Raw genomic sequence first — 23,967 nt, 5'->3', positions numbered from 1 at the left:
GCGCGGCCTGCTGCGTCATTCCATGGGGCCGCTCGAGCGCGATCGCCTCAGGATTGTTCTAGCTCAAGCCCAGCAGGCGGGAATCCAGGGGTCAATTCCTGAGGTCCTGCGGGACCCGCGTCTGGTGCAAGTCCTGTCCCGGCAGTTCAAGGTGCCGCCGCCGAGCCAGGATTCCTGCCAGCGCTACTACCGCGATCATCTGGAGCAATTCCGCGAGCCGGATCGCCACATCGGCCGGCAGATCGTCCTGCGTTATCCCCGAGGCGATGCCGCTGCACAGGACGAGGCCTGGGCCCGCGCGGAGCGTCTGATCGCCATCCTGTTCTTCGATCCGAAAATGTTCAGCGACCTGGTCGCGACCTACGATTCGATCAGCGACGGGACTGGATCGGGCCGGATCGGTCCGGTGATGCGCGGCCAGCTTTCACCGGAACTCGACATGGCCCTGTTCGGCCTCAAGCCCGGCCAGATCTATCCGGCCCCGGTGGTGACCGAGCAGGGCATCCATGTGGTCATGCTGGATCGCATCCTGCCGGGTGAAGTCTTGGCCTTCTCGGTGGTGCATGGACGGATCTGCGCCGCCTTGCGCAGCCAGCTCCGCACCGCTGCCGCGCGCCGGCATTTGACGCGGCTGGCGGAACGCTACAAGACGGGTGTCGCCGCCGAATAGGGCCTAGCCGAGGCTCAGGCGCAACTGGCCTTCTTCCTGGCTGAGTTCCGCGCGGACGCGCTCCGGCGGCAGCACCACGCGGATCGTGGTGCCGCGTCCCTTGACGCTTTCGATCAGCATCATGCCGCCATGGAGCTCGGTCATGCTCCGCGCCAGCGGCAAGCCGAGCCCAGTGCCGGAATTGTGGCTGCGGCCCGCCGCCGCCTGCCCGAACAGGGTGAGCGCCACCTCGATCTCGGCATGGGTCATGCCGGAGCCTTCATCGACCACCTGGAGCTCGAGCCCGCCATCCGGCCGCAGCCGGCATTTCAAGAGGATCAGGCCGCCCATCGGCGAATACTTGCTGGCATTGCCGATCAGGTTGATCAGGATCTGCAGGATGCGGCGTCGATCGGCGTGCAGCCAGATGTCCTCGCGCGGCATCTCGACGCCGAGCTGCTGCAGCCGATTGCCGATCTGCTCGCCCAGCAGGCGCTTCACCTCGACCACCACGTCGGTGAGGCGGAAGTCGGATTCGTTGATCTCCATCTTGCCGGCCTCGACCTTGGACAGATCGAGGATGTCGCTGATCAGGTTCAGGAGATGCTCGCCGCTGTCGACGATGACCTTGCCGTAGTCGCGATAGGCGGGCGCCACGCCAGGCCCGACCTTCTCCATGGAGATCACTTGGCCGAAGCCGATGATCGCATTGAGCGGGGTCCGCAGTTCATGGCTCATGCTGGCGAGGAAGGCCGATTTGGCACGGCTCGCGGCATCGGCCTGCTGGATCGCCAGGGTCAGCTCGGCGCGGCTGCGCGACAGTTCCGCCTCGCGCAGCTTGCTGTCGGTGATGTCGATCAGATAGCTGTCGAGGAACGTCCGCCCCAGCTCCTGGTCGACATAGACCCAGGCCACCTCGCGGCCCCAGCGGAGTTCGCCGGTCAGCGGATGAACGAAGCGGAACTCGAGGTCGAACGGCTTGCCGAATTGCTTGCGAGCGATCTCGGCGTTGAGATAGCGGGCGCGGTCCTCCGGCACGATCGACTGGTACCACTCGTCCAGGCGGGAATCGCCGCTGGCATTGGCGGTGCCGAACAGCCGCTCGCTGTCGCGGCCGAACACCTGGCAGCCGGCCTCGTCATAGCCATGCCGGCTGTCGCCCTTGACGCCGCGGCAGAACATGATGTTGTGGAGATTCTCCACCAGCGAGCGGAACCGACGCTCGCCCTCGCGGGCGGCGTTCTCACGGTCCTTCTCGTGGGTGATGTCGGTGTGGATCGAGAGCAGCCCGCCGTCGGCGGTGGCGATCTCCTTGCTGCGGATCCAACGGTCGTCGATCCGGCGCTCGAACGAGCCCCGGGGCTCGCGGTGCCGCTTCAGCCGCTCGGCGACCTGCTCGTCGAGGTCGCTCACCTGGATCATCCGGGCCTTGTTATCGCCCCAGCGTGCGTTCTGGCGCTCGAAGCTCTGGCCGAGCTCGACCAGGTGCTCGAAGCCGGTGAAGAACATGCGGACGTAGATGTCGTTATAGGCGACGAGCTTGTCCTCGGCGTCCCACAGCGAGTAGGCGATTCCGCTCTGGTCCAGCCCTTCGCCGAACACGTTCAGCGCATGGGCAGCGGTCATGCTGGAGGCGATCCGATGCGGCATCCAGGTCCCCAAACCTCGACATAAGCAAAGCAAGTCCCGGGCGGCCGACCAATGCAGCAGCCCCTTCCCCCGACAGAGGCACACAGTATGGGTATAGATATTGCTAACGAATGGTGAATGGGGAATGGTTGGGCGCGAGATAGGGCTATTTGTGACCGGAATTGAATATGACAGGCGCAATCAAGACCGCTCAGGAACTGGGGAGCGGCTTTCCCGCCGGCTTCCGCTGGGGCGCTTCGACCTCGGCCTACCAGATCGAAGGTGCGGCCGGGCTCGACGGCCGGGGCCCGAGCATCTGGGACATCCGCAGCCGGATCAAAGGCAAGACCGCCAACGGCGATAACGGCGACGTCGCCGCCGATCACTATCACCGCTACAAGGAGGACATCGCGCTGATGCGCGACGCCGGGATGCAGGTCTACCGCTTCTCGACCGCCTGGCCGCGCATCCTGCCGCGCGGCCGGGGTGCCATCAACCCGGCCGGGCTCGACTTCTACGACCGGGTGATCGACGCCACGCTGGAGGCGGGTATCGAGCCCTGGCTCTGCCTCTATCACTGGGACTTGCCCTTCGCGCTCGAGGCCGTGGGCGGCTGGACCAACCGCGACAGCGCCTATTGGTTCGCCGACTATGCCGCGGTGGTGGCGCAGCGCTACGGCGACCGGGTGAAGCATTACATCACCTTCAACGAGTCCTCGGTCTTCACCGTGTTCGGCTATTCGATGGACTGGGCCGCGCCCGGCATCATCGACAAGGTCGCGCATCTCAAGGCCACGCATCACGTGAATCTCGCCCACGGCCTCGGCGTCGATGTGCTGCGCGAGCTGGTGAAGGGCGCTTCGATCGGCTGCGTGCACAACAACCAGCGGGTCATCCCGGAGAAGGACACGGCGGAGGACCGCAACGCCGCCGCTTGGCTCGACGCCTTCTGGAACGGCGCTTTTCCCGATCCGCAGAATCTGGGCCACTACCCGCCGCTGCTGGCCGAGTTGATGGAGCCGCATATGCAAGCCGGCGATCTCGCCAGGATCTGCCGCCCGTGTGACTTCTTCGGCCTCAATCACTACGGCCCGATCTTCGCCAAGGCGGAGCCGAAGAACATCTGGGGCTTCGGCTGGGGCTCGGCCCCGGAGGACGCCGATAAGACCGACATGGGCTGGCCGATCTTCCCGGATGAGTTCACCACCGAGCTCATCCACCTCACCAAGCGCTACAAGCTGCCGATCTACATCACCGAGAACGGCTGCAACACCGACGACGTGCCGGATGCCAGCGGCGTGGTCAACGACCCGAAGCGCATCGTCTATCTCACGCGCTACATCGGCGCGATGCTGAAGGCGATCACGCAGGGCGCCGATGTCCGCGGCTACATGGTCTGGTCGCTGCTCGACAATTTCGAATGGGGCTCCGGCTATACCAACCGCTTCGGCCTGATCCACGTCGATTTCGAGACCCTGAAGCGGACGCCGAAAGCCTCTTACTATTGGTACAAGGCACTGATCGCCGCCAGCCGCGCCAAAGCCTGAGGCCTCAGGCCCAAGCCTGGTGCGCCTGGACCTTGTCCTCGCGGACCGAGACGCCGCCGTCGGTGCGCTCGAGCAGGAAGCGTCGGGTCTCGGCGCCGAGCAGGGTATCGATATGGCCGATCGCGATCACCGTGTCCTTGGGGAACTCGGTGCGCAGCAGGTCGATCATCGCCCGCTGGCCGGCGGGGTCGAGCGTGTCGGCCGCCTCCTCCATCAGGATCCAGTCGGGCCGCTTCAGCAGCAGGCGCGCAAAGCCCAGGCGCTGCTGGGTGTCGATGGTGAGGATCTGGTCCCACTTTCCCGATTCATCCAGCCGCCCGACCAGGTCGGACAGTCCGGCCTGGACCAGCGCCGCCTCGATCGCATCCTCGGTGGCCGGGCGATCGCCGGTCGGATAGTCGATCGCCGCGCGCAAGGTCCCGGTCGGCAGATAGGGGCGCGGCGGCATGAAGAAGAACTTGGCGCCGGCCGGCAGCTCGATCGTTCCGTCGCCCCAGGGCCAGACGCCGGCGACGGCTTTGAGGATGCTCGACCCGGCGCTGGTCTCTCCGGTGAACAGGATGCGCTCGCCCTTGCGGATCTCGACATTCATGCCCTCGATCTGCGGCTGGCCGGCGGGCGTGGTGGTGGCGAAATTGCGGAAGGCGAGGATCAGCTTCTCGTTCGGCGCGACGGTGATCGGCTTGCCGGTGGTGGTGTGCAGCAGCTCGTCGAAGTTCTCGACCGCGTTGACCAGGCCGAACACCCGTTCCGCCGAGGCCCGCCAGTCGGCGACCTTGCCGAGATTGTCGATCGCCCAGGAGAGCGCGCCCACCATCTGCTGGAACGCCTGGGCGCTCTGGATCAGCACGCCGAGGGTGATCAGGCCGGCGATATAGCGCGGCGCCACCACCAGGGTCGGGAAAACCTGCGAGAGCACCGACCAGCTGGCGGAATAGAAGAACATGTTGGCCAACGCCCGCGTGACCGCGTCCCAGGCCGAGGTGACGCCGTCGAACAGATGGTAGAATTTCGAACGCACATCGCGCTCGCCGCCGGCGAGGGCGATGCCGAGCGAGTTCTCGCGGGCATGGGAGAGGCCGAAGCGGAAGTCCGCCTCGGTGGTCTGCCGGCGATCGACCGCGCGGATCAGCGGCCGGCCGAGCGCGAGCGCGATCGCGCTGCCCAAGCCGGCATAGATCACCGCCAGCCAGACCAGGTAACCCGGCACGTAGTAGGGCGTGTTGCTGATGATGATGTAGGGCGCCTGGCTCAGGGACCAGAGGATCTGGGTGAAGCTCACCAGCAGCAGCAGGTCGTAGAACAGGCTGTGGCCGAGATCGATCGCGTATTCGGTGGCGCTCTTGATGTCCTCGGCGATGCGGCCGTCGGGATTGTCGTGCGGCCCCGGCAGGTAGCCGATCTGGTAGTGCCGGCCCTGCTTCATCCAGTTGTGCTCGACCTGGCGGCTGAGCCAGGCGCGCCAGCCGATCTGCAGCCGGCGCTTCACCCGCAAGTGCAGGTTCACGATGGCGACATTGCTGATCAGGATGATCAGCAGGATGCCGGAGAGGTTCGCGAACTGGTGCATCGCCTTCTGCTCGAGCGCGTCGAACAGCCAGCGCATCCAGCGATTGAGTGCCACCGGCACGCCGACCTGGCAGATGGTGAGGAACACCAGCACCAGGGTCAGCAGCCGGACCTTGATCTTCTCTTCGGAGCTCCAGTAAGGCCCGGCGATGCGCCAGAAGGTCTTGAAGAACTCCGGCCAGCTGATCAGCGCCTCGCCGGTGCCGGCGCCGCCGGCGCGCGGCTTCCCTTGCTCGGGCTTCGGGCGATGCGTGCCGCGCCGCTCGCTCATCGGGCCGTCGGTGGCGCCGGTCATCGGGCGCACATTGTCCCACGCCTTGCGGTCGGCGGGATTGTTGGTCGGGCCTTTGCCGGGCTCGCTGGGTCTCGCCATTCCCCTGCCTCGCCGCGATCAGCTGGGACCGATCGCGGTCATGATCATCGAGATGCGGCTGCCGTCCTCCGACAAGGGCAGCAGCATGATTTCATAATGTAGCAGCTGGTCATCGACGATGGCATCCCGCTCGGCGAAGCGAGGCCGTCTGCCATCGATCAGCGCAGCGTAGAAATCCTCCGTCAACTTGCGCTGGTTGGCGCGAGGCCAGTCGTGCATCCAGATGCCGGTCGCCTCGAAGCCGAGCAGACGGTACCAATAAGACCCGACCAGCCGCAAGCGATAGCGGCGTGCGCCGTCGCCCTCCGGCTCGTGGACCTCGGTCAAGGCGATGCGGTCCAGCATGAAGCGGAAGTCCACCGGATCGACGTCGGCGCGGCGGGGAAAATCCCGCGCGCCGCTGCGCTCGACCCAATAGGCCAGCAGGCGCCGGAGATCGGCGCTTTTCGGCAGCGCCTCGCTGCCGTCAGCATGGTTGATGGCTCCCCCGGACATGGAGGAAGACTATCACATCTATTCCGCGTCGAGTTCCGGGTAATGCCGGAAGATGCCCATTTCGTTGAATGGAATCCGGCGCGGCGACTCGCAATAGGCCCGAATGCGCGGCAGCGCGGCGACCGCGTCATGCACGGCGACGACTCGGGGCACCTTCCGCTCCAGCCGGCGCATCGCCCTGGGGAAGGCATAGCGCAGCCCTTCGACGGTCTGGAACAGCGAGAGGTCGACATGGCTAAGCCGCGCGCCGACCGCATGCCGGCCCTTGCCGGCCTTGTTTGCCTTGGCGACGCGCTCGAAATAGCCGAGGAATTTCGGTGCGCGGTGCGCGAGGAAGTCGGCGGCGCGGCGCTTTGCCTCCGGCTTCTGCTCCTCGTAATAGAGGCCGCTGCCGATCGGGTGATGCACGTCGTGGATCTCGACCACGAGGTCCGAGACGGTGAGCTGCAACTGATGCGCCCAGAGCCGGCCGGCCTCGGTCTTCGGCGCGAGCCCCTCCTTGTCGCCGAGATAGAGCAGGATGTTGGCGGTCTGGCCGATCATGAGCTTGCCGGCCTTGAGATAAGGCGGCGCGAAACTGGGCGTGGCGCCGGCCTGCATCAGCTTCATCATCTTCGCCTCGCCGCCGGGCTTGCGCGCGACGTCGACATAGTCGGCGCCCGCTGCCTCGAGGGCCAGGCGCACATATTCGCCGCGGCCCTGGATGCCGTCCCAGTAGTAGAGCTCGTAGCGCATGCTTTTCTCCATCGTCATGCCCGGGCCTGACCCGGGCATCTGTCTCCATTCGGCGCGAGATTGCCGGGTCAAGCCCGGCAATGACGACTTTAGGTATTAGCTGAGTATCTGGTAATGCACCTCGTGGATCACGCATTGCTTGCCGTTGATCGGCAATATGTCCTGGGGGCAGGCCGACATCGCCACGATGCAATCCATCGCCGCGCGCAGCACGACGTAGTCGCCGGGCCTGGAGACCGGCTCGCCCCATTGCGTGGCGCCGTCGCTGCCTACCGGGATATTCATCCAGAGATTGACCGGGCTCGGCACCTCGGTGACGGTGATGCCGAGCTGGCGCATGCCGGCGATCAGGTTGTCGGTGCAGTTGTCGTGGTACTCCTTGCAGCCCAAGAGGCCGTAGCGATAGTCGTCGCAGGCCGCGATCAACGTGTCGTGGATGCCGGGCGAAGTGTCCTCCTCGAGGATCAGGATCGGCCGGCGGCGGTTGGTGTGCAGCGCCTGGCCCTTCTTCGGATAGATCGAGCCCAGGGTCGGCCGCATATGCTCGACCGAGAGGAACTCCTTCAGGTCCTCGGCGCTGAAGGCCCAGGTGTCGCAGACCTGGCTGCCATGGGTGTTGATGATCTTGATCGCCTGCCCCTTGGTCAGCCGCGCCGCGCGGCCCTTGCGGGCGGGTACTGTCATCAGTTCGCTCATTCTTTCTCTCCACTCCGATAGACCCGTCGACCCCTCACCCCAGCCCTCTCCCGCAAGGGGCGAGGGGGCTTTTTTCCGCGCTCCGCGCGTAACTCATTCGGACCTTCTGCAGCAACAGCGAGCAAGAACCCCCTCTCCCCCTGCGGGAGAGGGCGGGGTGAGGGGTCGATGAAGAAGCCATCTGCACTCAGCTGCTCACCGGGCGGCGGCCGCCGACTTCGTCGATGTGTTTCAGCATGTCGGCGGGATCTTCGTAGACGCGGTAGGCGCTGGCGCGTTCCAGCTCGTCCTGGCCGTAGCCGCCGGAGAGCAGGCCGATGCCGAGGGCGCTGGCGCGTCTTGCGGCCAGCAGGTCCCAGATCGAATCGCCGACCACGGCGCAATGCTCGATCGGCACGTTGATGCGGCGCGCGGCCTCGAGGAAGAGATCGGGATCGGGCTTGGCGTAGCGGACCTGGTCGCGGGTGACGACCGCGGCCTTGTCGACATCGACGCCGAGGCGCTCGATGTTCGGCCGCGCGGTTTCCATCCGGCCCGAAGTGGCGATCGCCCAGGGGATCTTGTTGTCGGTGAGATAGGCCAGCAGCTCGCGGGCGCCGGGCAGGGGCTGCACCAGGTGCGAGCGCTGGGTGTAGGCCTGCTTGTGGCGCTGGCGCAGGCGCTCCAGCCGTTCCTCGGTGATGTCGAGGCCGGTCTCGCGCAGCAGGATGTTGGTGAAGAGTCCGCCGCTCATGCCGATCTTGCGGTGGATGCGCCAGACCGAGATCGGAATCCCTTCGGCGGAAAGCGCGTCATGCCAGGCGAGCACATGCTCGTAGACGCTGTCCACCAGGGTGCCGTCGAGATCGAACAGGAAAGCGGTCTGCGGGACGTCGGGCATGAGGGATGAGCTCCGGGAAGGGATCGCGGGGAGGGGACGCAGGCGCTATTCGAACCTCCGCAGACCCGCGGGTCAACCCCCGGATCGATACAGTCCGGGGGCGCGGGTGACGTTGCCTTAAAGTCGTCATGCGCGGGCTTGACCCGCGCATCTCGTCGGCTGTTACACTGTGGCCAAACCGGCTGCAGGGGAGAAGCAGCGATGCAAGAGGACAGGTGGCTGGGCTGGGCCGGCCTCATCTTCGCCTTCATCGTCTTCCAGGTGGTGCGCGGCGTGCTGCGCGGCGCGAAGAGCGGCGGGGCGAAGAATGGCGGCGGGGGCATGGCGCGCCTCAACGCCGCCGCCGAGCGTATCCTCAAGGAGCGCGGCGCCTCCATCACCAACCCGATTCCGCGCATGCCGGCGGCCGCCAAGCCGACGCGTGCCAAGGTGCCCGGCGCCCATAAGCCGCACGGCCATGCGCCGCTGCCCAAGTCCAGCAGCCCGGCGGTGATCCGCCGCGACGGGCTGCTCTCCAGCGGCCGCGAGCCGGTGGTGCAGCGCCGGCGCTGAAGAGGTGGCCTTGGCCGCCGCGCCGCGCTACTCTCCCGGGCCTGGGAGATCGAGGGATTCGCGTGGGGGATAAGGACATGATTCGCTGCAACGGGATGCTGGCGCTGGGCGCCGCGGCGCTGCTGGCCGCCGGCTGCGCCGCCAAGAAGGCCGAAGAGATGCCGGCCGAGCCGATGGCCGAGAGCGCGCCGATGGCCGCGGCTTTCGACCAGAGCCTGCTGGCCTCGCCGGGTGCGAAGCCGATCCTGCTCTCGAGCGAGGTGATGCCGGAGGGCGGCAGCCTGGAACAGGGCACGCTGGTCACCGGCAAGGACGGCTGGGCGGTGCATGGCGAGAGCGAGGGGGTGGCCTGGCGCTACGGCTCGTCCGATGCGGGGCAGCTCCGCGTCGCCGGCGAACCCAATACCGAATGGCAGTATATCCAGGTGCAGCAGAGCTGGGGCGTGCAGTGCAAGGCCGAGCCCGGCGGCGACGCGGGGGCGGCGGGGCGCACGCCTTGCGCGATCCTGCGCATCGCCTCGGTCGAGCCCGGCACGATGGCGACCGGCGGCCTGGCGCTCGACGAGCACGTGACCTGCGTGCGCGCCGCCAACCCGAACGCGCCCGCCACCATCAGCGTCGATGGCGCGGCGCCCGTCAGCCTGCCGCAGCCCTCGCTCTGCCTCTCCGGCGCCGACAGCGACGCCCTCCAGAAGGCGATGATCGCCGGGCAGAATGTCAGCATCGTCGCCGGCTTCTACCCGAGCGGCCCGGCGAAGACGATGAGCTTCCCGACCCATGGTCTCGCGCAGGCGCAGGCGATGCGCGCCTGGATCGTCGAGCAATACAAGGCCGGCAAGCTCAACGCGCCGGATTGAGTCCAGGCGGGCTGACGCCGACGGTTTCGAGAACATATCCATGTATGCAGTCCGTTCGCTCCTGCGCCTGATCGCGCCCGCGGCCCTGCTCTGCGCGCTCGCGGCCTGCGGGTCGGATGACGACCTGGAGACGGCGGCCGCGCCAGCGGCGCCGCCGGCGCAGACCAAGATCTCCAAGGCCGACGCCGACGCGCTCCGCGCCGAGATCTATCCCTTGTGGCAGCCGCCGGCCGAGCCGCCCTGCCACGAACAGCTCAAGGTCTTCATCCAGCTCGCCGAGGACGGCCGCGTCACCCGCGCCGACGCGAAGCCGGAACTCGGCTACGACGATCCCTGCCGCGGCGCGCAGGACGCCGCGATCCGCGCGATCTGGGCCGCGAGCCCGCTCAACGTGCCGCGCCGCCGCGACTGGGACAGCATCACGCTGATCTTCGATCCCGCTCTCCTGCGCTGAAGCTACGGAGGGCAGGCCCTCCTGCGCACTCTTCCCGTACATGCACTGTCTATGCAGACGGGGGCCGAGGGAGCCTTTGTCCGCGTCCGTGTCCTGTCCGTGTGGCGTTTCGTCTGCGTCCGTTCGGGAAAATATGATTCTGTCTGCGTCCGGTCTGCGTGGCGTCTCCTCCAAGCTGTTGGCGGCGTTGCATTCCCGTCTGCGTCGCGAAGCAGACGCGTCTGGTCTGGGGCGGCGGGGTTCGCGCGCCGTCTGCGTTGCGTGTACCGTCTGCGTCCGGTCGGGATTACTTGATCTGTCTGCGTCCTGTCTGCGTTGTGCCTCGTCCAAGGTCTTGTCCGCGTTGCATTTCCGTCCGGGTCGCCCGGCGGACGGTCGCGCCGGGGTCCGGGTCGGGATCATGCGATCCCGTCTGCGTCCGGTCTGCGTTGCGCCGCGCCGGAAGATCTGCCGGCGTGGCGGTCCGGCCTGGGTCGGGTCTGCCTGGGCGGACAGGCGGGGTGGGCATGGGCCGATTCCGTATGGGTCCGGTATGGGGTGCGCGATTCCGCCCGGCTGTTGTCGGTTGCGGGCGAGAGCGGCGGCGCGGCGCTGTCGACAACAGAAACATGCATTTGTACATGATTTGTTCTGGAAAGTCAAGCGCTGAAGCCGTATCCTCGCTGCCTGACGCGCCGGGCGAAAAGGAGAGCGGCCGATGCTCAAAGGCTCCTGTCATTGCGGCAAGACCGGCTGGACGCTGGAGGGCGATCCGGGCGGGATCACCGCCTGCAACTGCACGGTCTGCCGGCGCTATGCCGCACTCTGGGCCTATGACTTCGAGGGCGAACGGGTGGCGATCACCGGGCCGACCGCGTCCTACACCCGGCACGGAACTGAGAAGTCGCCGCTCGAATTCCTGTTCTGCCCGACCTGCGCCTGCATCCTCGCCTGGCGCGGGCTGCGGCTGGACGAGGAGGGAAGAAGGCGCATGGCCGTGAACGTGCGGCTGGCACCGCTGGAGGAAGTCGCCGGGCTGGAGATCGACCTGTTCGACGGGCTGGACACGTTCGAGGACCTGCCGCGCGACGGACGCTGCGTGCGGGATTTTGTGTTTTGATTAAAGTGCTGGTCGTCCCGCACCTGGGAGGTGGCTAAGAGTTCGCTGAGAATCTAGCGAGTTCAGTAGCTGCCAGCGCCCGGCAAATCAAACGCATCGAGATATTCAAACTCGAGGTCGTCAAACTTGGTCCGTAGGGCGGTCTCAGCAAATCCTCTTTCGCTTCCAAGTTGGAGCGATCGCAATTCATCGATGTACGAAAGGTCTGTCAGTTCTCGTGACCGAGGAATTGATTCTCCGCAAAACTTCAGAAAAAGCTCTTCATGCCTGCCCTCTACCGAGAGTGAAGAGAGTCGATCTGGCGCTACCAATGCAGACAGCGCCATTGTAGCCGCCGATTCAATTGTAACTCGATGTGGAGCGTACTCCGCACCAAGAGTGACTCTCTCGCCAGGATGCAACTCTCTCCACAACTGTGAGAACGCAGAAACTGTCGGACCGCAAAATGGCACTAGGCCATCGGCCTCTTTCGTGATGAGCCCCTGAAGCAGGGCTGCGTATGGGTTGAGTTCACTGTAGGCAGGTAAAACCGAGAGGATTGCAGGAAAGTCACTCGATGGTCCTAGGTAAAGAAGTCGATTTAAACACCACTTGTACTTTTGCAATTCCCATTTAGCCTCGGTCTTTGTGAAGACTGGGTTAGGGTCACGCACCAGATCACTTAGTCTCTGACGTATGTTTCTCCGAACCCGATGAGCGGTGTCCACAATCTCCTGTATAGTTAAGGTACGAGACGTGCGGCCGATGCTCCAGAATAACTTTCGGAGATGCAGCCAGAGTCTGTTGTACTTAACCTCGCTTCTGAATAGTTCTAGAGGAAGCAAAAAGCCCTCACCGCTTAATGCTGCTCGAAGCTCTTCGAACTGATCGGGTCTTCGCTTAAGGAGAAAGATGATCTCCCACCGCAGCTTTGAGAAAGTGTCCTCGGTATCGGTATGTATGGTGCTCTGCCATACGTTTCCCGGCACCGTTTCAGTCTTATCCTCGTTCAAGTCAAATCCGGCGCGCTCGATAGTCTCTTGCACTCTCCGCCTGACGTGATGTGCATCGGCTTTCGGAGCAACGACTGCTATGTCGTCCACGTATCGGAAATAGTTCACTCCAAACGTGCTCTGTAATTCTGTGTCGACGTCCTCAAGCGCCAAGTGGCCAAGTAGGTGACCAAGCGCTGTTCCGATGGGGATGCCTTTGCATCCTTCAATCGAAAGGAGCTGTTCGGCAACATCTTGAATGCCCTTGCCTATGTTACTGGGAATCAGAGATTGAGAGATGCGGCGCTCCAGCTTCAAAAGAAGCTGCTGCTTGCTACAGGATGGATAGAATCCTTTGATGTCAGTGACAAAGATGGAATGTTCGTTAGTTTGACCTCTCACGGCCTCATGTATTCTCGATTGCCGTTCTCGGTATCCTCGCATGAAAAAATCGTAGTTGTGTCCCGACTGCGGTTTCGGCCAGCGGTAACTATAGACGCATTGGGGTACTGCGAATGTTCGTTCATTTGAAAGGAGGGCCAATACGTAAGATTCTGTAACGAGTGTGGATGGGCTGGGGGCAAAACAAGTTCGGTAGGTCTTCACGCCTGAAGTTTCACCTTTGAATGTCAGGTAGCCCTGATATTGCATTTGGCGGCCAGTCGCGAGGCGATTGCGAGCATGCTCTTCTGCCCATGCATTCACCGTTGACTTGGACATTCCTGAGAACAGCAATCTGAGTCCAACATAGGTTGGGACGTGCTCCTTCCTCGCATGGTTCATAGCTCGAACAGCGAGAGGCACGCCCATAGCTAGCGGTTCCTCTCAAAGTCCATGATGCGCATGTTGCTAGATACCCTGCGCGAGGTGAGTTCATCGAGCCAGTCGTAGAAGTATACTTGCGGTCCAGGGTCAGTGCGGGCTTTCAGGTTTTGGAGTCTGCGGAACACAACTTCCTTGAATCGCTCAAAGACAGTCAGCGAGTCCTTAGTGCCCGGTTCAATCCAGAACAGGGAAGACATCTTGTTTGAAATTCGAAGTGCTAGATAGGCCCAGGAATCTCGTGCCTGATTTATCAACTCACTCTTGGACCCGCTCACGTTTGCAATGTGCACTATGTATTCATCGACATCCGTTGTGGGACTTAGCGCGAACCAGTTGTCGCATAGTTCGTTAGTCTGTTCGGCCGATGTCATATCCCATTGCCTGGTGCTAACTGTTACATGGATGCCGACCTGGGTTAAGGATGGCGCTATGCGAGCAAGCATAGACTCGAAAATTGAAATTGCAGTTGGTGAAAAATCAGCTCCGTAGATGGAGATATTGATTGGCAGCTTTGGAATCTTCCCTTCCAGCCGGAGTTCCGCTATTGCGGAAAGGAGCCCAATAAGCCCACCCCCCGCTCCGCAGGCAATATCAAGAAGTGCGACCCTTCCCGAAGCCAAAGATGTTAGAAACTTCTTACGGCTCTCTTCTAGATCGGCTGTCGGGCCGCATAAAAAGTAGGCTGAGCGCGACGCACCAGTCGCAAACCTGAAGCAAAAGTGATTGTGAGTTTCTAACTGGCTCTGACCGCCGTGTAGCGCTTTATCTTGCGTGCCAGTTCTTGCCGTCTCTAGAAGGTTATGCTGGTTCAGCTCAGCCGTGTAGCAGGCCCATAAGACCGAGGGCAGGCGCAGCAAATTGCTTTCCCAGAGCTTGTTCGCGAACGGCATAGCGCAGCAGAATCCCCAAGAGGCCTACATCTTGGCGTTGCGGTACGCAATTGTCACTAGGTTAAAAGTTAGCCTCGACGCGACTAGAAAGGCGGCTAGTGAAACGCATCCCAGACTTTTGGGTCTCTCTACGGCCATGTTCGGTTAGTTAGGCTCGGCACAAGCCCACCATGTAGCGTGGAGATTTCCACGTGGTGGAGTACATCTTCTGGACCTCGGCGTCAGGGATCGGTTCGAAAAGGGCCTCAAGCTGCATACCCGACGATGCAAATTCCTGAAGGTACTTTTCGACAGGTCGGTGCACGTGCGTGCTGGTTAAGGTGCAGTCTTGCTGCGCCGATATTCGAAAGGGACTCTCGATGATTATCTCACGCTTATAGCAGAACCAAGGTTCATCGGCATAGCCGTAGTAGGCCGGCCAGAAACAAGGGTGCGTAATTGAGAAGATTAGAGCGCCACCACTGCGCAACAGCGAACGGGCCGCTCTAAGGAAGGACGCCAAGTTAACAACGTCCATCAGCACCATGTTTGCTATGATCAAGTCCGCAGGAGAAGGACGACTATCAGCGTATGCTTCGATTGATAGCGCCCTGAATAAGACAGAGTCGCTAAAATGAGATGTGGCTATGGCAATGCTTCGTTCACTGGGGTCGATACCTGTTACCCGGTGCCCTCGTTGCGCCAACATGTGCGAGAGAACGCCGACTCCACACCCCGCATCTAGGATCGTTGAAACACCCTTCAGAGAGACCAGTCGTATGATCTCGGGAGCCAAGACATGCCTGAAGGTGATATCTTCTCCGCTAGTTATCTGGTCAAAGCGGACCGGAGCTAGCGCATTCCATTCTGCGACGATAGCAGCATCGGACTTTTTTGGTAGTTCACGGAACATTTTCAAATTACGAGTTCGCTGCCCGGACAAACTTGATTAGATCCTCTGCTACTGAGAAGTAAGGGTGCTCGCCGCTCTCGAATTCCTCTATGACATGTCGGTCCTTTTGAGTAACGCCAACTGCAACGCGGGCACCGTCTACTCCGTAGCCGACGATAGTGAACCGAGACTTGGGCTCATGATTTAACTGACCATATGTGATGATCTTCGCGCCGGCGGCGGCGAGCTGTCTTGTCACTTCGACCTGCTCCTTGACATAGACGGTCAGCTCACGGTTCCTTGCCTTCTCGATCAGGATGGTAAGAATTGATGACTTACTTGCCCAACTCATATCGCGGCTGAAGATAACGATCTGTCCTCTCGAACTGACCCACCGCTCCATAAATTGGTTGATCTGCTCGGTCTTCTTATAGGTTTTCGGTAAAGATCGGATTTTCGCGCGGACTTCGGTCGTCAGGAGGGCGAGGCCGACGGTGCAGCCAAATCCAATGACTACCCAGTGCGAGATTGGGCGTTCTTGGTCAAATGGCACTATCGTGAAGTAAAGCCCAGCGAAAGAAGCGTAAGCCGCTAACTGAGCAACTACAGTTCCAACTATTCCCAGCATGACCCTCCCCCGATCGATTTATCGGCAGAGGTTACTTCAATCAAAACGCTATTTCTACCTGTTGACGTCAACCACCGCAGGCAAAACCGTACCCCTTAGGTCATAATCCTCCGCCGCCTCGACCTTCACCCGCACCAGATCTCCGGCCTTCAGCTTCTCCGCGCCTTGGCCTTCGACGAACACGTTGCCGTCGATCTCCGGGGCGTCCGCGGCGCTGCGGCCGACGGCGAACATCTCGCCGGTTTCCTCGTCTTCCGCGCCGGCTTCGTCGATCAGCACGTCGATCTCGCGGCCGACCTTCTTCTGCATGCGGCGTTCGCTGATCAGGCGCTGGTGTTCCATGAAGCGTTCCCAGCGGTCCTGCTTCTCGTCCTCGTCGACGGCGCCTTCGAGGTCGTTGGCCTTGGCGCCCTGCACCGGCTCGTATTTGAAGCAGCCGACGCGGTCGAGCTCGACTTCGTCGAGCCAGTCGAGCAGGAAGTTGAAGTCGGCCTCGGTCTCACCGGGGAAGCCGACGATGAAGGTCGAGCGCAAGGTGAGATCGGGGACCGCTTTGCGCCAGGACTGGATGCGGGCGGCGGTCTTCTCCTGGTGCGCCGGGCGGCGCATGGCTTTGAGGACGCTCGGGCTCGCATGCTGGAAGGGGATGTCGAGATAGGGGAGGACCTTGCCCTCGGCCATCAGCGGGAGCACGTCGTCCACATGCGGGTAGGGGTAGACGTAGTGGAGGCGGATCCAGGCGTCCAAGTCGCCCAGCTCCTTCGCGAGCTCCAGGAATTTCGCCGGGACTTCGCGGCCGCGCCATTTGCTGGGCGCGTATTTGATATCGACGCCGTAAGCCGATGTGTCTTGCGAGATCACCAGCAGCTCCTTGACGCCGGCCTTCACCAGGTTCTCGGCTTCGATCATCACGTCGCGGATCGGGCGGCTCACGAGATCGCCGCGCAGGCTCGGGATGATGCAGAAGCTGCAGCGGTTGTTGCAGCCTTCGGAAATCTTCAGATAGGCGTAGTGGCGCGGCGTGAGCTTGAGGCCGGCGGGCGGCACCAGGTCGAGGAAGGGGTCGTGCTTCGGCGGCACCGCTTCGTGCACGGCGGCGACCACGCTCTCATATTGCTGCGGGCCGGTGACCGCGAGCACGCCGGGGTGTGCGGCGCGGATCTCGTTCGGGTTGCCGCCCATGCAGCCGGTGACGATCACCTTGCCGTTCTCGGCCAGAGCCTCGCCGATCGCGTCCAGGGATTCCTGGCGCGCGGAATTGAGGAAGCCGCAGGTGTTGACGATGACCACGTCGGCGCCGTCGTAGGAATCCGAGATCTCGTAGCCCTCGGAGCGCAGCGTGGTCAGGATCCGCTCGGAATCCACCAGCGCCTTCGGGCAGCCGAGGCTGACGATGCCGACCTTGGGGTTCGGTTTCTTCTTCGCCCGCGGCGGCCGGGCAGGGGTCTGGATGTCGCTCATGGGGCGGGGAGGTACTCGGATTTGCGGCGGGTGTCCAGGCATCGGCATGCAGGGCGGGTGTGCATGGGGTGGATGGACCCTGCCGGGATAACTCCGCCGTCATGCCGGGACTTGGTCCCGGCATCCACGCCTTTGTTTCCATTGACAAAAGTGAAGGCGTGGATCCCGGGACCAAGTCCCGGGATGACGACCGAATCCATGGCAGCACCTTGGCTGACGACTGGCCCGATTGGATCGGCCCGCCGTGGCCCTATGCCCCCGTGTCTGGAAAAGTTAACTTCCGCCTGCCGGGGCGTTGCGTTGCAGTTGTAGGGGGCCGGCGGGGGATGATCGATCAGCTGATCGCCGAACTGGGCGCGCATTGGCCTTTGCTGCTGGCCTCCAGCGCCGCGATCTTTCTCGCCGCGATCGTGCGGGGGTTTTCCGGCTTCGGCTTCTCGCTGCTGTCGATCACCGCGATCTCGCTGTTCATGCCGACCCAGGCGATCGTGCCGTCGATCTTCATGCTGGAGGTCGCGGCGTCGCTCAATCTCATTCCCTCGATCTGGCGCGAGATCGACTGGCGCGGCTTGGCCTGGCTGCTGCTCGGCTATGTGATCGGGCTGGCGCCGGGCATCTATGCGCTGGTCTATGCGCCGGAAGCGCCGCTGCAGATCGCCCTCAGCCTCTTCGTCATCGCGACCAGCATCGTGATGCTGCGCGGCTTCCGGCTGGAGCGCACGCCGGGGCCGGCCGCGACCACGGCGACCGGCGTCGCCTCGGGCCTGCTGAACGGCGCCTTCGGCACCGGCGGGCCGCCGGTGGTGCTGTTCTATTTCTCGACGCCCGCCGCCGCCGCGGTGGGCCGCGCCTCGGTGATCGCCTTCTTCCTCTCGACCGACACGCTGGGCCTCGCGGGCCAGGCGATGAGCGGCATCATCACCCTGCAGAGCTTCGTGCAGTTCATCGCCTGGCTGCCGGCCCTGCTGGTCGGCGTCGCGCTCGGCAGCAAGGGCTTCCAGCATATGGACCCGGCGAAGTTCCGCCAGGCCGTGCTGTGGATCCTGCTGCTGCTGGCGGTGGTGGGGCTGGTGAAGGGCGGCACTCAGCTGCTGGCGTGAACCGCAGGACAAGTGTCCGCGACCAACTTCCGATTGCCAAGCCACGCGCCTGGGCCGCAGAATAGCGGCAGGGGCCGCGTGGCATTCGAGGGGGAGTTCATGGCACAGGATATCGGCGCAACCGGCGTGCAGTTCCAGGTCGGGCGCGTGATCAGCACCAGTCTCGCGGTGTTCGGCCGCAATCTCGGGCCGTTCATGGTGATCGCCCTGATCATCGGCATTCCCTACCTGCTGGTCTCGCTGATGACCGTGTCCTCGATCGACGTCGAGGCGATCCAGGCGACCGGCCAGCTGCCCTCCGGCTTCTGGGGCATGGTGGTGATCGGCATCCTGATCTACATGCTGACCTATGCGCTGACCCAGGCCGCCCTGGTCTACGGCACGGTGCAGGATTTGCGCGGCCAGAAGGCCTCGTTCGGCGACTGCCTCTCGCGCGGCCTCGCGGTGCTGCCGCGGGTGCTGATCGTGGCGCTGCTGGCCAGCATCGGGATCTGGATCGGCTCCCTGCTGCTGCTGGTGCCCGGCGTGATCCTCATGGTGATGTGGTGGATCGTCAATCCGGTGCTGGTGGTCGAGGGCGCCGGCGTCGGCGAGGCCTTCAGCCGCAGCCGCGAGCTGACCCGCGGCCACCGCTGGCAGATCTTCGGCATCCTGCTGCTGGTCGGCGTGGTCTACTGGGTCGCGAGCTTCGTCCTCGGCATGATCGGCGGCGCGATCGGCATGCTCGGACAGCAGATCCTGAGCGCCATCGTCATGCTGTTCTTCTCGGCCTTCGCCAGCGTGCTCACCGCGGTCGGCTACTATTATCTCCGCGCCGAGAAGGAAGGCATCATCATCGACGACCTCGCCAAGGTGTTCGACTAGCGAGGGCGTCGGGTTGAGCCTGGAGAGCACGGCGGCGGCGCTGCCGCCGGAGGCGCAGTTTTCCATCCGCGGCACCTTGAGCACCAGCCTCGCGGTGTTCGGGCGCAACCTGCTGCCCTTCCTCACCGTCGCCGCGGTGGTCAGCCTGCCGTATTTCCTGATCCAGACCTGGTTCGACCAGCGGGCGATCCAAGCCGGGGATTCGGGCCTCGGCGGCGAGGGCCTGCTGGCCCTCGGCCTCCAGACCATGACCTTCGGCCTGCTGCAGGCGGTGCTGACCTACGGCACGATCCAGGACCTCCGCGGCCAGCCGGCCGGGATCGGCGACTGCTTCCGCGGCGGCTTCGCGCAGACCGGCGAGGTGCTGGGCGGGGCGCTGATCTACGGCCTGATGCTCGGCGTCGCGACCATGCTGTTCATCATCCCCGGCATCCTGGTCTACCTGCGATATTGGGTGTTCATCCCGGCGATGGTGATCGAGAAACGCAAGACCGGCGCGAGCTTCGCCCGCAGCGTCGCGCTCACCGCCGGCCGCCGCTGGGCGATCCTCGGCCTCGCCGCCATCGTCTTCGTGAGCCAGCTCGCGATCGTGATCGCGGTGATCCTGCTGCTGCCGATCGACTCGCTGCTGGCCAATATCGCGGTCACCCTGCTGGTGGTGCTGTTCAGCACCTTCTCCAGCGTGGTCGCCGCGGTCGGCTACTATCACCTGCGCGCCGAGAAGGAAGGCGTCCTCATCGACGACATCGCGCGGGTTTTCGACTAAAGCCAGGCAATCGGTAGTGCGGGAGCGGCGCGCGAAGTTCGCATTGCGCGCGCCGCCCCCGCCGCCGCAGAATGCGCGCGAAGATTTGGCGGGGAAGGTCCATATGGCGATGGACGGCAATGCGGCCGGCGGGCCGCCGCGCTTTGCGGTCGGCAGCGTGATCTCGGCCGGCGTCGGCCTGCTGCTCGCCAATATCTGGCGCTTCCTCGGCATCATCCTCGCGGTCGCGCTGCCGGCCGGCCTGGCGCTGATCCTGCTGGCCGCGGGGATGCAGCTCCACCCGGGGACCAGCGCCGGCGGCGTGCCTTCGCTGCAGGGCGCCCGCGCCGCGCAGTTCCTGGCGCTGCTGGTGATCTTCGTGCTGGCGATGCTGGCCTATCTCCTGATTCTGAACGCGGTCACTTTCGGCACGCTGCAGAGCCTGCGCGGGCGCAAGGTGGAGATCGTCGCCAGCCTCGCCAACGGCCTGGTCGCCTTGCCGCGCGCCTTCCTCGCCGGCCTGGTCTTCGCCGCGATCGGCGGCGGCATCGGCTTTCTGGTGGTCTCGATCGGCGGCGCCATGGCCATGGGCGGCAGCGCCCTCGGCGGAATCGCGGCCGGGCTCGTGCTGATGGCGGCGATCTTCTACCTGGTGGTGCTGTTCTGGGTGTTCCTGCCGGCGGTGGTGGTCGAGCGCGCCGGGCCGATCGCCTGCTTCATCCGCAGCACGGCGCTGACCAAGGGCTACCGCTGGAAGATCCTCGGCATCCTGCTGCTGGTGGTGGTCGCCAATACCGGCGTCACCCTGCTGACCAAGCTGCTGGCGATGGGCGGGGCGCCGGCGGCGAGCGCAGCGCTGGACCTCGCCGCCAACCTGTTCTTCCTGGCCTTGAGCACGGTGCTGTCGACCGTCGGCTACACCCTGCTCCGCGCCGAGAAGGAAGGGGTGCCGATGGAAGACGTGGCCGGCGTGTTCGACTGAGAGGCAGCATGACGGACGAGGCCTATGCGCTTGCCGAGACGCCGCGCTTCTCGCCCGGCCGGGTGATCGCCGACAGTTTCGAGACCTTCGGCCGGATCGCGCCGCAGCTCGCGGGAATCGTCCTCATCATCGCCGTGCCGCTGTTCGTCTGGCTGGTGCTCGGCGGCAAGAAGCTGCTGGTGCAGTTCGCCGCGACCGCCAGCCTGGAGGCCTCGAGCCAGAATTTCGACCCCGTCATGGCGACCCTGCTGCTGCTGGTCGGGCTGACCGGTCTCGCGGTCCACGGCGCGGTGACCGATGCCGCCTTCCAGGACCTGCTGGGCGAGCCCGCCGACCTGCTGCAGAGCCTCGGCCGCGCGCTGGTGATGGCGCCGAGCCTGGTCGGCGCCGGGTTGTTCGTGGCGGTGCTGTTCGGCTTCTCGCTGGTGATGCTGGCGCTGGCCGCCGGGCTGCTGACCGCCGCGCTGCATTGGAGCTTCGGCCTGCTGCTGGCCCTGGGCGGCGCGGCCGGCCTCGCCGCCCTGGCGCTGCGCTGGTGGCTGATGATCCCGGTGATCGTGGTCGAGGGGACCGGGCCGGTCGCCTGCATCAAGCGCAGCACGCAGCTGACCGAAGGCCAGCGCTGGAAGCTGTTCGCCCTGCTGCTGACGCTCTATCTGCCGCAGCTGCTGGTGAAGCTCTTGCTGGTGGTGGCGACGCCGGTCCTGGGCGCGGTGGTGATCGCGGTGCTGAACATCATCGTCTCGGGGGTGTTCATCGCCTTCAACGCGGTGGCGACCACGACCATCTACGGCCATCTGCGGGCAATCAAGGAAGGATCGGGACTGGCCGGGCTGGCGGAGGTCTTCGAGTAGCGGTCAGCGCCCGGCCTTCAGGCCGTTCTTGTCGTGCCCGCTCTGGTCATGCTTGTCCTTGCGGCGGTGGCCGAACAGCAGGCGGCGCTCGAGATGGGCGCGCTGGGCGGCGTAGAAGGCCTCGAGGAAGGCGGTCGCGTCGATGCGCTGCGTCTCCGGCGCCGGCTGGTTGGCGTCGGGCCAGCCGATCTTGGCGCGGATGCGCTTGGCGATCTCCTCGCGGCCGGCGGCGCTGCCGGCCTCGGCGCGGCGCAGCACCGCTTCCAGGGTCTGCAGCTCGTAGACGCCGTAGTGGCCGAGCTGGGCCGGGGTGAAGCGGTAGGGCGAGGCCGTGACTTGGCGCGACCGGGTCAGCGGGATCGCGCTTTGCGGCCGGCTGGTGAGGTCGGGGAGCAGGGCCGCCTTGGGCGCGGCGATCACCAGCGTCCCCGCCACCATGTCGCCGACCCTGAGGCCGTCGCGGTTGAACAGCGGCATCAGGGTGAAGATCCCCACCCAGGCCAGCATCAGCAGCTGCTCGAGCGCCTCGAAGCCGGTCAAGCTGGGCACCGCGAGCACGGTCAGCGGCATGAAGACCTCGACCTCGCGCATGAGATTGCGCACCACGATCGATTCCGGCCGGAGCGGGCCGCCGCTGCGGTCGATCACCCGGAGGCCCAGGATGCGCTTGCCCGGCGTGGCCCCCCGCCAAGCGAGCTCGGTGATCGGGAAATAGAAGATCCGCAGCAGGAAGAAGGCGAGGACGCCCACCACCAGGGCCCAGATCTCGATCACCGAAGCGGTGAAGGCGAGCGCGATCCCGCCGACGACCATAACGATGATGATGAACACGACGTCGAGCACGAAGGCGGCGGCGCGCGAGCCGCGATCGGCGAGCTCGACCACCAGCGGCACGCCTTCCGGCGTCACGATCGCGCGCTGGCGGCGCCCCAGGGGCAAGCCATTGAGCGCCTGGCCCGCGGTCTCAGTGACGGTCGTCATCGGTCTTCTTCATCGGGGCCGGGCGGCAGCGGCTGCAGGAAGTAGAAGGCCCAGAAGGCCAGCATCAACCCGCCGATCGCATAGCGGGCCCAGAGCGTCACCACCCATTGCCGGGCATAGCCTTCGAGCATGCCGGCGACGCAGAACATCAGCACGCAGCCCAAGGCCACCTGGCCGGCGGTCCGCCCGGTCTCCGCCAGGGCGCCGAGCCGGGTCTTGCCGCCGGGGAAGAGGATGGCGCGCGCCAGCGCGAAGCCGGCGCCGCCGGCCAGCATGATCGCCAGCAATTCGGTCGAGCCGTGGATGATCAGCCAGCCGCCGATCTCGATGCCGAGGCCGTGGCTGACATAGAGCGCGACGAAGGCGCCGAGCATCAGCCCGTTCTGGATCAGCAGCAGGGCGGTCGGCAGGCCGAAGGCAAAACCGAGCGCGAAGCAGACGATGCCGATCCCGGCATTGTGCACGAAGAGGAAGGAGGCGAAGGCCGAGAGCAGGTCGCCGGGCGCGGTGTCGTTGTCGTAGAGCACCGCGCGCAATTCCGCCGCGGTCGAGGTCGGCATCCGGCCCTGGGCGGAGCTCTCCGGCATCAGGGTGTAATACCATTCCGCATTGTTCATGCAGAGGAAGTAGCCGGCGAAGGCGGCGATCACCGAGAGCAGGATCGCGAGCAGAATCGGCCGGGCGAGTTCGCGGACCGCCGCCGGGAAGCCGCGGCGGACGAAAGCGCTCGCCACCGCGAAGAAGCCCTTGCGCGGCCCGTAGATCTGGAAATAGGCGCGGTTGGCGAGGCTCTCGAGATAGGCCAGCAGGCCCTGGTCGAGCGAGATCGAGCGCGCGACCGAGAGCGAGGACAGGGCGCCGCGGTAGAGGGTGGGCAGGCGGGTCAGCTCCTGCGGCGTGAGGCTCCGGGGCGAGCCCTTGCGGAGCTTCTCCAGGAGGTCTTCGAGCTCGCGCCAGCTGGGCTCGCGCTCGCGGCGGAACTGGGTGCTCTTGAGGACCGCGGATTCCATCAGGGTTGCCGGGACGCCGCGGCCGTCAAGCCGGCGCTACTTCTTGAAGTTCTGCTTGTAGGACGACTCGCTCTTCACGCCCTCCTTGCCGTCTTTCTTGGGCTTCTTCTTCTCGCGCGCCGATTTCTGCTGACCCTTGGCCATGATGGGCTCCCGATTTGTTCAACCGCAATAAATGTACACGTCCCGCGGCCAAGGTCCAGTGTCACCCTACGCCGGGTAAGGTGTTGCGCCGGACGCATGGGCGCCC

24 protein-coding genes are annotated in these 23,967 nt (G+C 64.6%); 11 read left to right on the top strand and 13 right to left on the bottom strand.

Features of this window, described 5'->3' with window-relative positions:
- Positions 1-124: 124 nt before the first annotated feature.
- Entirely contained in the window at positions 125-670 is a 546-nt protein-coding gene (locus tag ACYQ4T_RS13245; protein ID WP_459854731.1) for a peptidylprolyl isomerase, read from the top strand.
- A 3-nt stretch (positions 671-673) separates the two neighbouring features.
- On the opposite strand, the gene ACYQ4T_RS13240 is transcribed toward ACYQ4T_RS13245, so the two are convergent.
- Positions 674-2,299, bottom strand: coding sequence for a sensor histidine kinase (locus ACYQ4T_RS13240; RefSeq protein WP_459854729.1), 1,626 nt, complete (start codon positions 2,297-2,299; stop codon positions 674-676).
- A 167-nt stretch (positions 2,300-2,466) separates the two neighbouring features.
- Between ACYQ4T_RS13240 and ACYQ4T_RS13235 the strand changes: the two genes are divergently transcribed.
- Complete coding sequence (locus tag ACYQ4T_RS13235; RefSeq protein ID WP_459854726.1) at positions 2,467-3,825, top strand: GH1 family beta-glucosidase; 1,359 nt, start codon at positions 2,467-2,469, stop codon at positions 3,823-3,825.
- Positions 3,826-3,829: 4 nt separating this feature from the next.
- On the opposite strand, the gene ACYQ4T_RS13230 is transcribed toward ACYQ4T_RS13235, so the two are convergent.
- From ACYQ4T_RS13230 to ACYQ4T_RS13210, 5 genes are all read right to left on the bottom strand, one after another.
- Positions 3,830-5,767: an ABC transporter ATP-binding protein/permease gene (locus ACYQ4T_RS13230; RefSeq protein ID WP_459854724.1), complete on the bottom strand. Its 1,938-nt coding sequence runs from the start codon at positions 5,765-5,767 to the stop codon at positions 3,830-3,832.
- 18 nt (positions 5,768-5,785) lie between these two features.
- Positions 5,786-6,262 (bottom strand): PAS domain-containing protein, encoded by a 477-nt coding sequence (locus tag ACYQ4T_RS13225; protein ID WP_459854721.1) that lies wholly within the window; start codon positions 6,260-6,262, stop codon positions 5,786-5,788.
- An 18-nt stretch (positions 6,263-6,280) separates the two neighbouring features.
- A complete protein-coding gene (locus ACYQ4T_RS13220) occupies positions 6,281-6,997 on the bottom strand; it encodes a glutathione S-transferase (RefSeq protein WP_459854719.1) in 717 nt (238 codons plus the stop codon).
- Positions 6,998-7,093: 96 nt separating this feature from the next.
- Entirely contained in the window at positions 7,094-7,681 is a 588-nt protein-coding gene (locus tag ACYQ4T_RS13215; protein WP_459854717.1) for a DUF1989 domain-containing protein, read from the bottom strand.
- A gap of 199 nt (positions 7,682-7,880) precedes the next feature.
- Entirely contained in the window at positions 7,881-8,573 is a 693-nt protein-coding gene (locus ACYQ4T_RS13210) for an HAD family hydrolase (protein ID WP_459854715.1), read from the bottom strand.
- Positions 8,574-8,774: 201 nt separating this feature from the next.
- On the opposite strand from ACYQ4T_RS13210, the gene ACYQ4T_RS13205 reads away from it, so the two are divergent.
- From ACYQ4T_RS13205 to ACYQ4T_RS13190, 4 genes are all read left to right on the top strand, one after another.
- Positions 8,775-9,125 carry a hypothetical protein gene (locus ACYQ4T_RS13205; RefSeq protein ID WP_459854713.1) on the top strand — a complete coding sequence of 117 codons (351 nt, stop codon included), beginning with the start codon at positions 8,775-8,777 and terminating at the stop codon, positions 9,123-9,125.
- 77 nt (positions 9,126-9,202) lie between these two features.
- Positions 9,203-9,982: a hypothetical protein gene (locus ACYQ4T_RS13200; RefSeq protein ID WP_459854711.1), complete on the top strand. Its 780-nt coding sequence runs from the start codon at positions 9,203-9,205 to the stop codon at positions 9,980-9,982.
- Between the two features lie 40 nt (positions 9,983-10,022).
- Complete coding sequence (locus ACYQ4T_RS13195) at positions 10,023-10,436, top strand: hypothetical protein (RefSeq protein ID WP_459854709.1); 414 nt, start codon at positions 10,023-10,025, stop codon at positions 10,434-10,436.
- 697 nt (positions 10,437-11,133) lie between these two features.
- The gene (locus tag ACYQ4T_RS13190; protein WP_459854707.1) at positions 11,134-11,535 is read left to right on the top strand and encodes a GFA family protein; all 402 of its coding nucleotides are present in this window, start codon (positions 11,134-11,136) and stop codon (positions 11,533-11,535) included.
- Positions 11,536-11,597: 62 nt separating this feature from the next.
- Here the strand turns inward: ACYQ4T_RS13190 and ACYQ4T_RS13185 are convergent, their stop codons facing one another.
- The 5 genes from ACYQ4T_RS13185 to rimO all read right to left on the bottom strand — a co-directional run bounded on the left by ACYQ4T_RS13185 (position 11,598) and on the right by rimO (position 17,181).
- Positions 11,598-12,950, bottom strand: coding sequence for an RNA-directed DNA polymerase (locus ACYQ4T_RS13185; protein ID WP_459855190.1), 1,353 nt, complete (start codon positions 12,948-12,950; stop codon positions 11,598-11,600).
- Between the two features lie 368 nt (positions 12,951-13,318).
- Positions 13,319-14,221 carry a hypothetical protein gene (locus tag ACYQ4T_RS13180; RefSeq protein WP_459854705.1) on the bottom strand — a complete coding sequence of 301 codons (903 nt, stop codon included), beginning with the start codon at positions 14,219-14,221 and terminating at the stop codon, positions 13,319-13,321.
- A 148-nt stretch (positions 14,222-14,369) separates the two neighbouring features.
- Positions 14,370-15,113 carry a class I SAM-dependent methyltransferase gene (locus ACYQ4T_RS13175; RefSeq protein ID WP_459855187.1) on the bottom strand — a complete coding sequence of 248 codons (744 nt, stop codon included), beginning with the start codon at positions 15,111-15,113 and terminating at the stop codon, positions 14,370-14,372.
- 7 nt (positions 15,114-15,120) lie between these two features.
- Positions 15,121-15,720 (bottom strand): hypothetical protein, encoded by a 600-nt coding sequence (locus ACYQ4T_RS13170; RefSeq protein ID WP_459854703.1) that lies wholly within the window; start codon positions 15,718-15,720, stop codon positions 15,121-15,123.
- Between the two features lie 54 nt (positions 15,721-15,774).
- A complete protein-coding gene (rimO, locus tag ACYQ4T_RS13165; RefSeq protein WP_459854700.1) occupies positions 15,775-17,181 on the bottom strand; it encodes a 30S ribosomal protein S12 methylthiotransferase RimO in 1,407 nt (468 codons plus the stop codon).
- Between the two features lie 326 nt (positions 17,182-17,507).
- Between rimO and ACYQ4T_RS13160 the strand changes: the two genes are divergently transcribed.
- The 5 genes from ACYQ4T_RS13160 to ACYQ4T_RS13140 all read left to right on the top strand — a co-directional run bounded on the left by ACYQ4T_RS13160 (position 17,508) and on the right by ACYQ4T_RS13140 (position 21,726).
- Positions 17,508-18,281: a sulfite exporter TauE/SafE family protein gene (locus ACYQ4T_RS13160; RefSeq protein ID WP_459854697.1), complete on the top strand. Its 774-nt coding sequence runs from the start codon at positions 17,508-17,510 to the stop codon at positions 18,279-18,281.
- Positions 18,282-18,380: 99 nt separating this feature from the next.
- Positions 18,381-19,145 carry a hypothetical protein gene (locus ACYQ4T_RS13155; protein ID WP_459854694.1) on the top strand — a complete coding sequence of 255 codons (765 nt, stop codon included), beginning with the start codon at positions 18,381-18,383 and terminating at the stop codon, positions 19,143-19,145.
- 13 nt (positions 19,146-19,158) lie between these two features.
- Entirely contained in the window at positions 19,159-19,911 is a 753-nt protein-coding gene (locus ACYQ4T_RS13150) for a hypothetical protein (protein ID WP_459854692.1), read from the top strand.
- Positions 19,912-20,014: 103 nt separating this feature from the next.
- Positions 20,015-20,872 carry a hypothetical protein gene (locus ACYQ4T_RS13145; protein WP_459854689.1) on the top strand — a complete coding sequence of 286 codons (858 nt, stop codon included), beginning with the start codon at positions 20,015-20,017 and terminating at the stop codon, positions 20,870-20,872.
- Positions 20,873-20,880: 8 nt separating this feature from the next.
- The gene (locus ACYQ4T_RS13140; RefSeq protein WP_459854687.1) at positions 20,881-21,726 is read left to right on the top strand and encodes a hypothetical protein; all 846 of its coding nucleotides are present in this window, start codon (positions 20,881-20,883) and stop codon (positions 21,724-21,726) included.
- 3 nt (positions 21,727-21,729) lie between these two features.
- Here ACYQ4T_RS13140 and ACYQ4T_RS13135 read toward each other — a convergent pair whose 3' ends face one another.
- Positions 21,730-22,707 carry an RDD family protein gene (locus tag ACYQ4T_RS13135; RefSeq protein WP_459854684.1) on the bottom strand — a complete coding sequence of 326 codons (978 nt, stop codon included), beginning with the start codon at positions 22,705-22,707 and terminating at the stop codon, positions 21,730-21,732.
- The gene (locus tag ACYQ4T_RS13130) at positions 22,704-23,717 is read right to left on the bottom strand and encodes a stage II sporulation protein M (RefSeq protein WP_459854682.1); all 1,014 of its coding nucleotides are present in this window, start codon (positions 23,715-23,717) and stop codon (positions 22,704-22,706) included. Before ACYQ4T_RS13130 ends, ACYQ4T_RS13135 begins: the two co-directional genes overlap by 4 nt.
- Between the last annotated feature and the right edge of the window lie 250 nt (positions 23,718-23,967).

This window comes from Dongia sp. agr-C8 (assembly GCF_054658695.1).
Note: the sequence above shows the minus strand (reverse complement) of the source record. Positions and strands in the feature narration are given on the sequence as shown.

Bases quoted from the DNA above. Each gene is read 5' to 3' on its own strand.
- ACYQ4T_RS13240 (WP_459854729.1), bottom strand. From the start codon at position 2,299: ATGCCGCATCGGATCGCCTCCAGCATGACCGCTGCCCATGCGCTGAAC.
- ACYQ4T_RS13145 (WP_459854689.1), top strand. From the start codon at position 20,015: ATGGCGATGGACGGCAATGCGGCCGGCGGGCCGCCGCGCTTTGCGGTC.
- rimO (WP_459854700.1), bottom strand. From the start codon at position 17,181: ATGAGCGACATCCAGACCCCTGCCCGGCCGCCGCGGGCGAAGAAGAAA.
- ACYQ4T_RS13155 (WP_459854694.1), top strand. From the start codon at position 18,381: ATGGCACAGGATATCGGCGCAACCGGCGTGCAGTTCCAGGTCGGGCGC.
- ACYQ4T_RS13190 (WP_459854707.1), top strand. From the start codon at position 11,134: ATGCTCAAAGGCTCCTGTCATTGCGGCAAGACCGGCTGGACGCTGGAG.
- ACYQ4T_RS13225 (WP_459854721.1), bottom strand. From the start codon at position 6,262: ATGTCCGGGGGAGCCATCAACCATGCTGACGGCAGCGAGGCGCTGCCG.
- ACYQ4T_RS13195 (WP_459854709.1), top strand. From the start codon at position 10,023: ATGTATGCAGTCCGTTCGCTCCTGCGCCTGATCGCGCCCGCGGCCCTG.
- ACYQ4T_RS13200 (WP_459854711.1), top strand. From the start codon at position 9,203: ATGATTCGCTGCAACGGGATGCTGGCGCTGGGCGCCGCGGCGCTGCTG.
- ACYQ4T_RS13180 (WP_459854705.1), bottom strand. From the start codon at position 14,221: ATGCCGTTCGCGAACAAGCTCTGGGAAAGCAATTTGCTGCGCCTGCCC.
- ACYQ4T_RS13235 (WP_459854726.1), top strand. From the start codon at position 2,467: ATGACAGGCGCAATCAAGACCGCTCAGGAACTGGGGAGCGGCTTTCCC.
- ACYQ4T_RS13185 (WP_459855190.1), bottom strand. From the start codon at position 12,950: ATGCGAGGATACCGAGAACGGCAATCGAGAATACATGAGGCCGTGAGA.
- ACYQ4T_RS13160 (WP_459854697.1), top strand. From the start codon at position 17,508: ATGATCGATCAGCTGATCGCCGAACTGGGCGCGCATTGGCCTTTGCTG.
- ACYQ4T_RS13210 (WP_459854715.1), bottom strand. From the start codon at position 8,573: ATGCCCGACGTCCCGCAGACCGCTTTCCTGTTCGATCTCGACGGCACC.
- ACYQ4T_RS13205 (WP_459854713.1), top strand. From the start codon at position 8,775: ATGCAAGAGGACAGGTGGCTGGGCTGGGCCGGCCTCATCTTCGCCTTC.
- ACYQ4T_RS13140 (WP_459854687.1), top strand. From the start codon at position 20,881: ATGACGGACGAGGCCTATGCGCTTGCCGAGACGCCGCGCTTCTCGCCC.
- ACYQ4T_RS13170 (WP_459854703.1), bottom strand. From the start codon at position 15,720: ATGCTGGGAATAGTTGGAACTGTAGTTGCTCAGTTAGCGGCTTACGCT.
- ACYQ4T_RS13230 (WP_459854724.1), bottom strand. From the start codon at position 5,767: ATGGCGAGACCCAGCGAGCCCGGCAAAGGCCCGACCAACAATCCCGCC.
- ACYQ4T_RS13220 (WP_459854719.1), bottom strand. From the start codon at position 6,997: ATGCGCTACGAGCTCTACTACTGGGACGGCATCCAGGGCCGCGGCGAA.
- ACYQ4T_RS13215 (WP_459854717.1), bottom strand. From the start codon at position 7,681: ATGACAGTACCCGCCCGCAAGGGCCGCGCGGCGCGGCTGACCAAGGGG.
- ACYQ4T_RS13135 (WP_459854684.1), bottom strand. From the start codon at position 22,707: ATGACGACCGTCACTGAGACCGCGGGCCAGGCGCTCAATGGCTTGCCC.
- ACYQ4T_RS13175 (WP_459855187.1), bottom strand. From the start codon at position 15,113: ATGTTCCGTGAACTACCAAAAAAGTCCGATGCTGCTATCGTCGCAGAA.
- ACYQ4T_RS13130 (WP_459854682.1), bottom strand. From the start codon at position 23,717: ATGGAATCCGCGGTCCTCAAGAGCACCCAGTTCCGCCGCGAGCGCGAG.